Annotated in this window: 13 protein-coding genes; 7 read left to right on the top strand and 6 right to left on the bottom strand. The window is 45.5% G+C overall.

Translation table 11 applies throughout. The features are described 5' to 3' along the window. Positions 1 to 320: 320 nt before the first annotated feature. On the bottom strand, positions 321 to 1,343 hold the full coding sequence (gene trpS / locus C4S60_RS13155; protein ID WP_103880814.1) for a tryptophan--tRNA ligase: 1,023 nt from the start codon (positions 1,341 to 1,343) through the stop codon (positions 321 to 323). Between the two features lie 478 nt (positions 1,344 to 1,821). On the opposite strand from trpS, the gene C4S60_RS13160 reads away from it, so the two are divergent. Next, a complete protein-coding gene (locus tag C4S60_RS13160) occupies positions 1,822 to 3,153 on the top strand; it encodes a fibronectin type III domain-containing protein (protein ID WP_103880815.1) in 1,332 nt (443 codons plus the stop codon). A gap of 463 nt (positions 3,154 to 3,616) precedes the next feature. On the opposite strand, the gene C4S60_RS13165 is transcribed toward C4S60_RS13160, so the two are convergent. Next, a complete protein-coding gene (locus C4S60_RS13165) occupies positions 3,617 to 4,474 on the bottom strand; it encodes an alpha/beta hydrolase (RefSeq protein WP_103880816.1) in 858 nt (285 codons plus the stop codon). Between the two features lie 63 nt (positions 4,475 to 4,537). After that, entirely contained in the window at positions 4,538 to 5,119 is a 582-nt protein-coding gene (locus C4S60_RS13170; RefSeq protein WP_103880817.1) for a TetR/AcrR family transcriptional regulator, read from the bottom strand. Positions 5,120 to 5,251: 132 nt separating this feature from the next. Here C4S60_RS13170 and C4S60_RS13175 point away from each other — a divergent pair, with 132 nt between their 5' ends. Beyond that, positions 5,252 to 6,208, top strand: a complete 957-nt coding sequence (locus tag C4S60_RS13175; protein WP_103880818.1) for an AEC family transporter — start codon at positions 5,252 to 5,254, stop codon at positions 6,206 to 6,208. Positions 6,209 to 6,345: 137 nt separating this feature from the next. Beyond that, positions 6,346 to 7,212 carry a glycerol kinase gene (locus tag C4S60_RS13180; RefSeq protein WP_103880819.1) on the top strand — a complete coding sequence of 289 codons (867 nt, stop codon included), beginning with the start codon at positions 6,346 to 6,348 and terminating at the stop codon, positions 7,210 to 7,212. Here C4S60_RS13180 and C4S60_RS13185 read toward each other — a convergent pair whose 3' ends face one another. Then, complete coding sequence (locus C4S60_RS13185) at positions 7,213 to 7,776, bottom strand: SPOR domain-containing protein (protein ID WP_103880820.1); 564 nt, start codon at positions 7,774 to 7,776, stop codon at positions 7,213 to 7,215. It lies immediately after the preceding gene. A gap of 236 nt (positions 7,777 to 8,012) precedes the next feature. Here C4S60_RS13185 and nhaD point away from each other — a divergent pair, with 236 nt between their 5' ends. Continuing rightward, positions 8,013 to 9,455 (top strand): sodium:proton antiporter NhaD, encoded by a 1,443-nt coding sequence (nhaD, locus tag C4S60_RS13190; protein ID WP_103880821.1) that lies wholly within the window; start codon positions 8,013 to 8,015, stop codon positions 9,453 to 9,455. A 57-nt stretch (positions 9,456 to 9,512) separates the two neighbouring features. Here the strand turns inward: nhaD and C4S60_RS13195 are convergent, their stop codons facing one another. Beyond that, entirely contained in the window at positions 9,513 to 9,947 is a 435-nt protein-coding gene (locus C4S60_RS13195) for an Mpo1 family 2-hydroxy fatty acid dioxygenase (RefSeq protein ID WP_103880822.1), read from the bottom strand. A gap of 169 nt (positions 9,948 to 10,116) precedes the next feature. On the opposite strand from C4S60_RS13195, the gene C4S60_RS13205 reads away from it, so the two are divergent. The 3 genes from C4S60_RS13205 (at position 10,117) to C4S60_RS13215 (ending at position 12,780) form a co-directional block, all read left to right on the top strand. Then, positions 10,117 to 11,121 (top strand): linear amide C-N hydrolase, encoded by a 1,005-nt coding sequence (locus tag C4S60_RS13205; protein ID WP_103880824.1) that lies wholly within the window; start codon positions 10,117 to 10,119, stop codon positions 11,119 to 11,121. 234 nt (positions 11,122 to 11,355) lie between these two features. After that, positions 11,356 to 12,240 (top strand): LysR family transcriptional regulator, encoded by an 885-nt coding sequence (locus C4S60_RS13210; RefSeq protein ID WP_103880825.1) that lies wholly within the window; start codon positions 11,356 to 11,358, stop codon positions 12,238 to 12,240. After that, on the top strand, positions 12,241 to 12,780 hold the full coding sequence (locus C4S60_RS13215; RefSeq protein WP_103880826.1) for a hydrolase: 540 nt from the start codon (positions 12,241 to 12,243) through the stop codon (positions 12,778 to 12,780). On the opposite strand, the gene pdxR is transcribed toward C4S60_RS13215, so the two are convergent. After that, positions 12,773 to 14,218 carry a MocR-like pyridoxine biosynthesis transcription factor PdxR gene (gene pdxR, locus C4S60_RS13220; protein WP_103880827.1) on the bottom strand — a complete coding sequence of 482 codons (1,446 nt, stop codon included), beginning with the start codon at positions 14,216 to 14,218 and terminating at the stop codon, positions 12,773 to 12,775. The genes C4S60_RS13215 and pdxR overlap by 8 nt on opposite strands. Positions 14,219 to 14,299 lie beyond the last annotated feature (81 nt).

Genomic DNA, 14,299 nt, shown 5'->3' on the forward strand with positions numbered 1-14,299 from the left:
AAGTTTCGATAAATCACTGTCGTTGACTATTCATAGCGCAAAGCATGGTAAAGATCCAGCGTGTCGCTTTTCAGATAGGGCAAAACCTGAAGAAGCCCTCAATGTTAAAGACACCCTATAAGTATCAAGAAAAGTTGGGACAACTGAGATTTACCTGCATGATAGCTAAGTTTTTTCTAAAACTTTTTGGGGATGTTCTACGTTATGCCAATTTGCTCAGCTAGAACGAATGTAGACCGAAATGAGTTACCGGCACTCGCTATTTCTACTACATTCGCATAATTTAAACTGCCACATTTATAGAAACAGCTTCCAGAGGTTCAGAATATATTTAGTCCAAAAATGTCTTTAACATTAAAAAGTACTTCCGATGTCTTTTCTCTAGAGACTTGGCTGCCCTTGACTAAAATATCAACTAGGTGAGCTTTATCATTCAAAAACTGACTTCTTCTCTCTCTTATTGGGCGAAGCATATCCTGCAAACACTCTTCCAGTATTTTTTTCGTTGCACCGTCGCCAAGACCTCCACGTCGATAGTGTGTTTTTAGTTGATTGACATAGTCCAAATCAGGATGAAAAGCGTCGAGATAAGTAAACACAACATTTCCTTCGATATTGCCAGGGTCTTCGACCTTTAGGTGATTTGGGTCGGTATACATCGATTTTACAGCGGCGGAGATTTCTTTTTCAGAAGCACCAAGGTTAATGGCGTTACCCATCGATTTGGACATCTTATTTTTTCCATCTGTACTAGGAAGTCGCGATGCGTTACTGAGCAAAGGTCTACATTCATTTAAAACAACACGTCCTGCTAGTGAGTTAACCTTTCTCACTATTTCATTAGTTTGTTCAAGCATTGGTAATTGGTCATCCCCAACTGGAACCAAAGATGCGTTAAACCCTGTTATATCAGCAGCTTGTGATATAGGATATGTTAAAAAACCAGCTGGGATAGATCGTTCAAATCCTTTATTGTGTATTTCACTTTTAACTGTCGGGTTTCGCTCTAGACGACTGATAGTCACGAGGTTGCTGTAATACATGGTCAACTCAGCAAGTGCGGGGAGTTGAGATTGAAGGCAAATAGTTGTTTGAGACGGGTTGATACCCACCGCCAGATAATCAGCCACGACATTTAGAATATTGGCTGATACTTTTTTGGGGTTGTGAGCATTATCAGTCAGGCCTTGCATATCAGCAACAAGGATCGTTTGCTCGTGAATTTCCTGTAAAGCTACACGCTGCTTTAAAGAGCCGACATAATGACCGAGATGCAACGGACCTGTAGCTCTATCACCGGTCAAAATAATTTCTGGCTTTTCAGCATTTTGTTTTGTATTCATGGGAGTATCTCCTAGTTAAAACAGATCGCTACTGGAGATACAAAACAAATTACAGTCTTAGCTACCTTCCAGCAGCTTAAGAATGTAAGAATTCCGTGCCGCTCTATATAGAGCGCCACCAGAAGAAGAATGATGTAGGCGTTGAAGTGTATTTCATTCAGACAACTTAACAACAATCATTTTGAAACTCAACTAGCAATAATGGTTTACCAATAGAAAAGTTAATGCAAAAACACTGTTGTTAAACAAAATAATTAACACCCTCTAAATCACAAAGGGGCAGAATCACATTTTTGTAGAACGTCACTAGAGTGCCTCATCACCAAAAGTAATGAGTTTTTTTCGTGGTCAACCAAGAGTAATTCTATAATCTAGGTATGCATCATAATTTCACCTCTCAGTTATATCATGACCACTAATTGAGACAGGGATATTAATCGAGTGTTGATCGCAAACTTTAAGTGAAAAGGGTACGGTTATGAGAAGCTCATCGTCCATTTTGGTACTGTTTACGATTTTACTTACCGTTCTATTAACTGCATGTGGCGGCAGTGATAGTGATGGTGACAGTAATGGTGAGGCTGATGTAGGCATTGGATGGGTGACCATATCATCAGAGGCAACATTGGTTTCCTACAATGATGATGGTGCTTATGCGCTGATATCTGGCTCGGCATTTATCAGCGAATCCTATATCATGCTCCCCTGTGCTGGAATTTGTTGTTTTTTGTGTTGGTTCGATAACGGATACCCGGGCGTAGATGTCGAGTTGACGAATAATACCAATTATTGGTCTGGGTTCGCAGACAGCCAATATGGCACCCTAACGGACTGGTATCACCTTTGGTCAGCGACCGTCCCTCTCTCCGTCGGCAGTAATGATATTACCGTCACAGCGTTTGATCCTGCTGGAAACATTGGTCATGATTCCGTCACAATTAATTACTTCCCGCCAGCTCCTAACCGTGTATGGACAGATTCCGATGACCGCCAGATAGCCCTTGAGTGGAAAAGTGTATGGGGAGCCGACTCCTATCATATTTACTGGTCAACGCAACCTAGTGTGACAAAATACAACAGCAGTATCATTACGAATGTGAATAGCCCGTTTACCCACTCCGATCTCGTCAATGGCCTGACTTATTATTATGTGATTACTTCCGTTTTCGACGACTATGAAAGCTCGGTATCAGCAGAAGTCTCTGTCATCGCAGGCCTTCCTCCACGACCAACGGAGATAGCGGCAACAGTAGAAGATGCCGAAATTGTCATTTCATGGGATGACATACCTACCGCAACCTCTTATAACTTGTATTGGTCTAATAATCCCAATGTAACGGTTTTCACCGGTTCTCAGATTGCAGATATCGTCAACCCATTTATCCATACGAACTTAGTCGGTATGCCCTATTACTACATTATCACCGGGGTAAATAATTGGGGGGAAGGTAATCCATCGCTTGAAGTCACAGCAATGCCTCAGCTCCCCCCGCCGGCACCGACAAATTTAACCGCAACACCATACTCTGGCATATACATCAAGGTTGAGTGGAATCCAGTGCCAGGTGCCAGTAACTATAAATTAGAGCGATGTGCAGTGTTTACTATAACGTCTGAACCACCAGAAGCGGGGTTGTGTGATAGTTCATGGCCGTTTCAATTTTATTGGGAAGAAGTCTATAGTGGGTCAGAGGTATCATTTCAAGATCGGGATGCGACATTGGGACAGGCATATCGATATCGTGTGACGGCTGAGAATCCGTTCGGAGAGGGGGAAACCTCAGAAGAAATTGGTATCGTATACAGATAACAAAATCGCCCAAATCTTCATAGAACATCTGATTTGACCTACGCAACATTTGAGCATTCTATAAAAATGAAAGTTTGAAGAATGTACGTGCGAGCGTCAATCACACTGTACGTCCTTGACGTCCTTGTCCAGAAACTGCTTTGCTTCCATTATCTTCCAAACCTAAAGTCCCCATCATTCTTACGAAAGTGAGGTTCTCCTAAAACGCATAGCTAGCTGAAATTAAATAAAAAAATGCAAGTAAGCTTCGTGACGCGCTGAGTGAGATCCCCTTTCTCAAGGGGATGACTGGGTTGTTGCTTGGGTTCGAATCAGGAAATAGGAGACTGATTCATATCCGTAAAAACATTCACTTTTATCTCTTCAATAGACACTTCAAATAAACTGGATTTGTTTGTTTTTGGCGGTATTCAAATCATCTCACATTTATCCCAGATTAAGTGCCTGTAACTAACCCTAGAGGTTAAAGATCAAAATTGATCAGTTGGTCGAAACTTGCCTTTGTCTCTTCGCATTGCATTACCCGCCCATGCCCTTGTCCATGTGTCGTCACCAGGGTGACTTGTGCCATCTCTTCTGCGGCACGCTTTGACACCGAATAATTGGTAAAGCGGTCCTTTTCATCATGAACGATAATGGTTGGCGCTTCTCGTAACGCTAGTTTGTTATACGGATCAATGGTTTGTATTGGATAGTGATATTGCGTTTGGATCTCATCGACCACGGCCTCAAACAGTCTCATCGAGTATCCAGAACGAGCAACACTACCAAACAGGTTATCAAGGTAATCCAGAACCGGTGCGATAAGCAGTAGAGGCTTGTCATGTAACTTGATGTGCTTACATTCAATGGCGGCGGCGGTGCCCATGCTATGCCCAACCAGTCCCGCAACCTCATCTTCGCTGTCAAGTAACCCTTCCAATCCCCCCACAAATGCCGGAATATGGCCATATACCCCCTCGCTCTGACCATGAGCCGGGTGGTCATAAGCCAATGCTGTATACCCCCGGCTTGCAATGTGCTCCATTAGCGGAAAGAACTGGCTCGCCGTACCTGACCAACCGTGAGTTAACAACCACACAGGGCCCTGCCCCAACCGATAGGTCTTTAATACGCCTTCGGAGGTGACCACTTCTGCTTTAATCAGTCCTGTTGGCTCTGCATTCTTGGGTTTTGAACGCACGGGAGTGAGCAACAGCTTTTTGGCGGTTTGCTTCGCATGACTGGGCGCAAGTTTATGGTGGGCGCGCGTGGTCAGGTTAACCATACGTTTCTTAAAACTGAACTTGTTGGATGTGTTGAAATAAATTTTATCACTCATGACTGACTTTCCCTTTTGCACGATTAGAACGGTCGTGCTTTTTTATAATAAAAAAATTACCTATCAAGACCAAGAGTTCAATGACTTCTCGACACTGCTCCAAAATCGTTGACTGCTCTCTTGTTCACCCACCAGCGAATAAAAGACATGCGCGCTGAGATAATGCCCATATAGCTCAAAAGCTGCTTGCCTGACGTCGAGCTGAGCATCGAACTCCCCGCTGGTCACCCCTTTCTCTATCTGGATTGTCAGATAACCTATCCAACGGTAGATTGTGTTACGTAACGCCTGTTGCAGTTCATCCTGGCCATTGTCACGCCAGGCATCGATAAACATACAGCTTCCCTGAAAAGAGTGATTCCAGCTCATCCAGTTATCAATGAGGTGCTTAAGTTTGTCTCGCACCATCTGATGTTGTTGCTCACGAACCGGGGCAATGACCCTCGCCTGAAACGTCGAGTCCGCATGTTCGACAACCGCCACCTGAAGGTTTACTTTTGAATTAAAATGAGCAAACAAACCACTTTTCGACATCTGGCACTGTTTGGCCAGCTCACCGATCGTTAGGCTTTCCAGCCCATCTCGACTGGCAATATCGAAAGCCTGATTCAGGATATGTTCTTTTGTCAGCTTACCTTTTCGCATTGAATTCTCAGTATTGACGACTACTAGATATTAATTTAGCACGGTCGTACTATTTATCAAGCCACATTTATGTACATGACCAAATGTGGAATAATTATTCATTGTTGTGTTCACCTCAATATGGACGTTGTAATGGATTCACTGTTTGCTCAGATGCTGTTTTCTTTCTCCATCACCGGGCCTATCTGCCTGATGCTCATTCTGGGGGTGGCGTTCAGACGCATCGGGCTGATCAACGAAAACTTCATTGATGTGGCGTCGAGACTGGTATTCCAGGTCACACTACCGGCAATGCTATTTCTTAGTATCGTCACGTCTGAACACGATTTTTCTGCTGCCAGTGAATTTCTCACATTCAGTATGCTGGCCAATATTCTGTTTTTTCTTTTTACCTATGTGTCGGTCGGCTCCGTGTTTAAGCGCTCAACAGACAAGGGGGTCATAGTACAAGGGGCATTTCGTGCCAATACGGGCATCATAGGTATCGCCTACGTGGCCAACGCCTATGGAGATAAAGGCATAGCACTCGCCGCACTTTACGTGGCACTCACCACCTTCATTTACAATGTACAGGCCGTCGTCTGTTTAACACCAAAAGGAAGTGTATCTGGACTCTCTGCTGGCAAAATCGTCGTGAAAACACTCACTAAGAATCCACTGATCATTTCTATTCTGTTAGGAATGCTGTTTTATTTACTGTCAATTCCAGTTCCTGATATTGCCGTGGATGCCGGGAGCTACTTTGCAAGTATGACGCTACCACTTGCCCTATTGTGTACTGGCGGTTCACTAGACTTGGGATCGATGAAAAAAGAAAAGGCTCCGGCCTGGGTAGCCAGCAGCTACAAGCTGATACTTGCTCCTTTAGTGATCTCCACCGCAGCTTATAGTTACGGTTTTCGCGGTGTGGAGTTGGGCATTCTGTTCTTAATGAATGCTTCCCCTGTCGCTGCTGCCAGTTACGTGATGGCACGCTCTATGGGGGGCAATGCTGTGCTTGCCGCGAACATTATTGCGCTGACGACCGTGCTCTCTACAGTCACGGTCACGATGGGCGTAGCACTGCTGTCTGCACTTTCTGCTATTTGAAACTAATAACGTCACCTTCAATACAGCAGCACAGCGATGGTTGGCATCCAATGCCGTTCAGTGATAGGGTAAATCATGATCTTTCATATTGTTAGACGCGTTTATCTCGACTCACAGTCTGTCTCGAGGAGTGAACTATGAACAAAAAGCTTTCAACGTCGGCACTGGCCAAAGTGAAAGGGGTTGAGACCAAAGCACTGTTTACAACCCTCAAGCAAGCCGGATACGTCGTCTGGCACGACGCCAGCTGGCACCTTACCGATACCGGCTATCGCTTTGGCGGGGAGTACATCGACAGTGAGAAATTTGGCCGCTTTATTGTCTGGCCGGAAAAGCTTCTTATAGACGACGCACTTATCACAGATAAAGCACTTACAGCCACCCAACTGGGGGAGCACTTTGATTTACCAGCCAAAAAAATCAACCTCCTGCTCAGTGAACTGGGCTGGATACAGCGAGATGAGGTCAATTGGCTGGTTACCGATATTGGGCTTCGTTCCGGTGCTCAACAACGTCACGACAAGACCAAGCAAGTACAGTTTGTTGTCTGGCATCCATCTATCCTCAGGAATGCACGTCTGAAGCAAACGGTCATCGAATTTAAAGGCGAAGACGCCGAAGCGCATTCAACCGAAAAGTCTTTTTCCAGCTTCCGGCAGAAATTTGTCGCCAAACACCGCACTTTAGATGGTCATTATGTCAGATCCAAGGCCGAACTGATTATCGACAACTGGCTCTACATGGCTGGTGTTGTCCATGCTTACCAGAGGCAATTACCGATCGAAGAAGATGTAATTAGCGACTTCTATCTTCCATCAGGCAAGGTGTATTTGCAGTTCTGGGGATCAGATTCAGGTCCCGAAGACTCAAAACTCATCGAGAGAACTCGGCAACTCTATCACGAACATAATCTGCAGCTGATTGAGCTTTTTCCCGAGGACATTGATCAGCTTAATGACATTCTCCCTAAGAAACTCAAGAACTACGGTATTAAAGCCTACTGACTAAAAGTAGCACTGACAGTCTTGGCGACTGTGCTTCCCGGCGATCATATAAGGTGTCGCTGCGACAACAGTAGAATGAACCGGTTGGCTGGCTTGCGAAGCACGAGAAGTACGTTCTCCGGCAATCAACTGGGTTTTACTGGTGGTGATTCGCTGGGCTAATGAACGAATAAACGCATCACTATAAGATGGTATCGATTTGATTTTTGCCAGATCCTGCTGCGCTGCACTGAACTCTTCATAGGGCCCGATAAGGCAGCGGTCTCCTTTCATTTCAGGTTTTAGCCACACAGATTTATTGGTGAGCTGCTGAAGACGATTCGGGATTGAACGTAAACTCCCGGACTTAACAAATCCACATTGAATCCAGTAAGACTCAGCCGGACTTTTGGGCTGTTGATTGCCCCACAGCCCATCTCCTATCGGACATTCACTTTCCAGAATGGGGACTGCATGACTCGATTTATATGCACTGTCGCAAACATAGGTCGACGGTTCGGCATGAACAAACTGGGCAGCGAAACCCGTCACAATCATCAGTAATGCTGACACGTATCTCCACATAAAATGCGCTCCCTTATAAAGACTTAAACCCCGTGATTCACTGATGGCCATCTACGACCAGCGCTCACTCTTCCCTGTTCTCTCTTTAGCCTAGAACCTCCTAATACTTTGTCAAAAAGCTTACTCACCTTTCGTCAGATACGAGATAGCTCACAACGAAGATGTTGAATAACCTTTAAAATATCGTATGGCAATTGTTAGCGCCTGATTTTATTTAGCTTTTGAAGGATCAAAACATGATGAAAAAAAGTCGATGGCAGACCCTTTTTGTTCTCCCTTTTATCGCCACGTCTACTTTCGCGTCTGAAACTGCATCTCACGATGCCTTTAACTTTACTCAGTCAACCGTCGGTTACGCATCGCTGCTGATTTTCGGCATTGCCTATACCCTGGTGATGATGGAGGAATACTTACAACTACGAAAATCGAAACCAGTACTGCTGGCCGCGGGTCTGATTTGGATCTTGATTGGCTTTGTCTTCAAGGATCTAGGACAGATAGACTTAGCTAAGTCAGCACTGGAACATAATCTGTTGGAATACGCCGAACTGCTACTGTTCCTTCTGGTCGCCATGACCTATATCTCGGCAATGGAAGAGCGGCGACTGTTTGACGCATTACAATCCTGGATGGTGGGTAAGGGGTTTAATTTCCGGTCACTGTTCTGGTTGACGGGTATTCTGTCGTTCTTCATTTCACCTATCGCCGATAACCTGACAACCGCATTGCTGATGTGTGCCGTGGTGCTAAAAGTGGGTGGCAGCAATCTGCGATTTGTGAATATCGCCTGCATTAACATCGTGGTTGCAGCAAACGCCGGCGGCGCGTTCAGCCCCTTTGGTGATATTACTACCCTGATGGTTTGGCAAGCAGGTCACGTCTCCTTTTCAGAGTTTATGCCTCTGTTCGTACCTTCCGTCGTTAACTATCTGGTACCCGCTGTAATCATGTCGTTGTTTGTGCCGAAAGCGCAACCGGACTCAGTTCATGAGCACATTGAATTAAAGCGCGGAGCCTTCCGAATTGTCGGTCTGTTTATCCTGACTATCGCTACCGCTGTTGCGTTCCACGCAGTCCTTCACTTCCCGCCAGTAATGGGAATGATGATGGGACTGGCATACTTACAGTTCTTTGGTTTCTTCCTGCGCAAGACCCTGCCACGCTCCATTGCTAAGAAGAAAGCGATCGCAATTGCCAACAACGATGAAGCGGCTTTGAAACGACTGGGTTCTATCGTTCCATTTGATGTATTCAGACGTGTATCGCATGCCGAGTGGGACACACTGTTGTTCTTCTATGGCGTTGTAATGTGTGTTGGCGGTCTTAGCTTACTGGGTTACCTCAGTGTCGTATCAGAGGTTATGTATACCCAATGGGATCCTGTTTGGGCCAACGTCATGGTGGGAATCCTGTCAGCAATCGTCGATAACATTCCGGTTATGTTTGCTGTATTAACTATGAACCCCGAGCTCTCAATGGGTAACTGGCTTCTGGTCACGCTGACCGCCGGGGTCGGTGGTAGCCTGCTATCGATTGGTTCAGCCGCAGGTGTCGCATTGATGGGGGCAGCCCATGGCAAATACACCTTCTTCGGACATCTGAAGTGGATGCCTGTAATTGCACTCGGTTATGCCGCTAGTATCTTCGTCCACTTATCGATGAACGGCGGGTTGTTTTAACGACTGCTCACTAAGACAATGCCCCTTCAAAAGGGGCATTGATCTATTAACAACTGGCTATTTCTGTCTGAAAACCCATACTGGGCCGATAAGCAGGAACTGCAAATCGTCAAAGAACGACGGTTTCTTACCTTCAACTTTGTGACCAATAAATTGCATGACCCATAACACAACAAATAACACAATCGACAGGTAAAAAATTGACACGCCCAACATAGCGGCAAACGTAATCAATGCCAGACACGCTAAGGTAAATATCAACATCTGGATAAACACAGAGCGTGATAAACGCAAATAAAACACCATCACTGGCACCATAACGATCCACACCCAGTTAATACTCAAACTACCCGCAGGCAACTGAGGCAAACACCAAATCAAGCCAACGATAGACAGATAGATCCCCGGCACCGCTATTTTGTGGATTTTTCGGTTGGTGCTATTTTGATGGCTCTCTCCATACGCGTCTAACCACTGCTGCAATGATTTCATACTTCTTCCTTGAGGTTATGATTGGTGTTAATACTCTAGACCAAAAACAGAGTCTCTTCCTCTTTAGCATCCTATTAGCACTACTTACAGGTGTTAATTTAGCCTATTTCATGAAAGTACTTACTATGTCCTCAACGAAACGCATTCCCCAAAATCAAATGAGGTCATTATGAAAAAGTCAGTTCTTAGCCTAGCTGTAGTCGTAACTCTATCGACAGGTTATATTGCCAATAGTGTCGCGTGTACATCCGCTATTTATAACAATGGCGAGGCCAGTCTTTCCGTACGAACTATGGACTGGTTTGGTCATGACGATGCGATTGTGGTGGGAGCAGGGAAAGGCATTACCAGTCAGTATGGTGATACTGCTGAAGCTATGAAAACGAAAAGCAAGTACGCATCCATAAAGATAAAATCCTTTACCCCTCAACTGGTTGCTGAAGCCATGAACGATAACGGCCTTGTGGCGCGAATTCTTTACCTTGGTAACGACTATACCGAGATGGCACCAGACCGCACAGGCGTGCCAGACGTCGCAGCATCACAATTTCCTAACTATGCCGTCGATAACTTTGGCTCGGTCGCAGAAGTTATTCATCACTTGGATAATATCGATGTGATTCAAGACAAAGTATGTGACTTACCTGGACACGAAAATGAATGCATTGCCGCACCAGTACACTATCACCTGACAGATGCCAGTGGACAAAGCGCGGTTATTGAGTTCATCAAAGGTGAAGTGAAAATCTATCAAGGTGATGTGACTGAGGCAGCCAGTGTGCAGTATCTATCAAATGATCCTGAGTTTGGTTTCCATATGAATCTTGATAAAGAACAAACTGAATCTGGCTCAACGATTCGCGCCTTTGATCGTCGACTGCGTGCCAAAGAAGTCATTGAAGACATGTACGCTCGTGACGTTACTGACAACCAATTAGCACTCAATAGCCTCAAGGCGGCCGGTGCGTCAGTATTTTCAGGCTACGATCAACTTGACCCATATGTGAATAATGTGTTCCCTACACTATGGACCATCTATACCGACCAAAACGCAAAAGAAATCTATCTTGACCGCTACGACACATGGCAGGTAGAACAATATGATTTCACTATGTTTGACAATAATGATGCCCAAGTGGTCGTATTGGGGGCTCATCCTAATTCTAATAAATAGACGCTTGTTGATTCACCAAGGCCACAATTAAGTGGCCTTGAGTACACATCAATGTACTGTGCAGTTATCAAGGAAAAAATCCGGTGATTTACTATGTAAATGTGAGGAAATCTTCGAACTCTGTATCACATATTGAGCTGAAAGATCTTCTATAATTCAATAAACTGCCATTAGCCGTTACCGGATCCTCGCTTTCTTAAACAGCGGTAAGAATTATCAACCTTAGTGGGCAACATGTTACTGAACTCCGAACGACTCCTTTATCTCGTATCCATTGCCGAAACAGGTTCATTCTCTGCCGCTGCACGCCAACTTAATGTCAGTCCTTCTGCGGTCAATCAAGCAGTTCAGGCAATGGAGATTGATCTAGGCATTACCCTTTTTGAACGTGTCGCTGGCAAAGCCCCCACTTTAACACCAGAAGGCAAAGTTCTTTACTTCCAAGCGCTTGAAATCGTCCCGCGACTGCGAGCTATCGACCGAAAGGTTAAGGCCCTGCAAAAAGGTGATGAACCAAGCCTAACTATCGCGACACACAGCATGACCCTCTATCCCAGGTTTACCGAAGCGCTTGCTGAACTCTCTCATCAGTTTCCTGAAGTCGACTTAGTGCTGGTCGATGCCGAAACCCACTCGCTTGCGATAAACGAGTCTGAGGGCGCGGACATCATGATTGCGCCTGGTGGACTTTGTCCAACCAGAGGGAGTAATGTGCAAACGGTGGATTCTATTGATTGGTGCTTTTTGTCATCGCCAAATCATCCTCTGGCACAACTTCGTGGCGAAATCACAACTGAGGATCTTCAACGTTACCCACAAATCCTTTCTTTGGAAGGGAAAGTGGCCACTAGCGAACTACTTGAATCACTGAGATATAGTCCGCGACTAATTCGCTATGAAAACCACTATCAACTGCAAGATATGTTACTCCAAGGTATGGGGTATGTTGCTTATCCAACAAAACTGGCTCAACCGTTTATCGACCATGGTCTAGTTACCAGACTGAACGTGGGACGTTATGATGGGACACTTGTCTGGCCTGTGGAGTTATCATGGCGTAGCGGACTGGGCCGTGCTGGTTCATGGTTTGTCGAACATATATTAGAACAGGAGAATTAAATGCTCGAGCAAAATAATACTCAATTGATGATCATCGATGTACAAGGAAAGCTCGCCCAAATTATGCACGACAAGGATACTCTGTTTAGTAACCTGAATACACTGACCAAGGCCGCCAAACTTATGGAGCTTCCCATCATCTGGGTTGAACAACTTCCTGACAAATTGGGTCCCACTATTGATGAGATTCGTCAAGAAATCCCACACCTTACTCCAATCGCCAAAGACGTATTCAGTGCCTGGGGGGAAGACCTTGTTCGCCGCAGCACCTCTGAAAACAACAGAAAACAGATCCTTTTGGTCGGCATCGAGGCTCACATTTGTGTCCATCAAACAGCCTGCGATTTACTCGAACAAGGTTATGAGGTTCATCTTGTCACTGATGCCGTCTCGTCACGCCATCCTGACAACAAAGCCGTCGCTTTGGAGCGACTCAAACAAGAAGGTGTCGTGCTCTCGTCAACAGAAATGGCGCTGTTTGAGTTGCAAAAAGTCGCCCGCGGTGATCAATTTAAAGCGCTACTGAAATTAATTAAGTAATGCCCTCTGATTTCAGAGCATAGTAGATTTGAGCTAACTGGTTAATGCTATCAGGAATGGCCGCGAGAGAAGCGTTACCGTATCCCAACACCACAGAGCCGAATTGTCGAGGCCGATTCTGATACTCATAGTAGCTCATGGGCCGAACGATAATGCCATGCTGAGAGGCAATAGCTGACAGCTCACTCTCATCGACCATGCCTTGCCACTGCACCGTAACATGCAACCCCGCCCCTTGAGACACAACCTGCCACTCGTCACCAAAATTATCTTTAATGCACAGTGTGAGCAAACGATATTTTTGTTCATATTGGCGGCGCATTTTGCGCACATGCCTGACCAAAGCACCATCGTCGATAAAATCGGCTAATGCTGCCTGAATCTGTGATGGTGTATCACCTGACAATGCATCTTTGACCTGAAGGCAAGGTTCTACCATATGCTCAGGTACAACCATATAGCCCACCCTTAGCGCGTTAAACATCACTTTGCTCATTGAACCGATGTAGACCATCTGTCTTGCGTGACCGCTTTCAGCCGCCAGACCCTGCATACTTCGTAGTGGACGACTGTCGAACTGAAATTCACTATCGTAATCATCTTCAATGATCCAACTTTGATTCGTGTGGGCCCACTGAATCAACTGCAGGCGTTGATCGGTTTGAATCGAACTTCCCATTGGGTACTGATTACTAGGGGTAAGATAGACACCCAATGCGTTTTGTCCGGTAATTTGCGAGAGCTGTAAGCCTCTCTCTGCCGTGACGTCCACCACGCCATAATCCATGTCGTAAGTATCAAGTACCTTCATTACCTGGCGATAGCCGGGAAACTCAATCAGAAATTTTCCTTGTTTGCCCTGCTTACGAATCGCCATCAGAGCAATAGCAATGGCTTGTTGCGCCCCTGCTGTAACGATGATTTGATTCGGATGACAGACCACCGAGCGGCTGCTGGTGAGATAACGATGCAGTGCTTCCCGAAGTGCGACCAATCCTTGCAGATCCTGATTTCCCAACAAAGAACGGCGACCCGCATGCCGCTGAATATATCGGTTCCACTGATGAATCGGAAAGAGAGACAGATCCGCTACGCCTGGCGCAAACAGACCATTGTCCGGGGTTTGATCAACCCCCGCTTCAGAAACCAAGTCTTTGGTTCGTGTCTGCAAATAATGGTCAGGCAGAGTCAATGCTACTGAATACCCACTGTTTGGCTTCGCCACCAGATACCCTTCGGCCACCAATTGGTCATAAGTCTGGATCACCGTATTTCGGCTTACTTGTAATTGACTAGCCAACGTTCTCGTTGAGGGGAGTCTTGCCCCTGATAACCAGAGACCACTAAGGATGCGTGAACGAATCTGCTCAAACAAACTGTTCTGAAGCGTCGTATCGTCATTAGTTAATGAGATATCGCTGCAATCGATACGATTCAAACTGGATCCACCATTATTTTAATTTTGGACCTAACTATAGTACCAAAATTTTCCTATTTTGCAGTAAAACTAACGACAAGG

The organism is Vibrio hangzhouensis, assembly GCF_900107935.1.
Classification (GTDB): Bacteria; Pseudomonadota; Gammaproteobacteria; order Enterobacterales; family Vibrionaceae; genus Vibrio; species Vibrio hangzhouensis.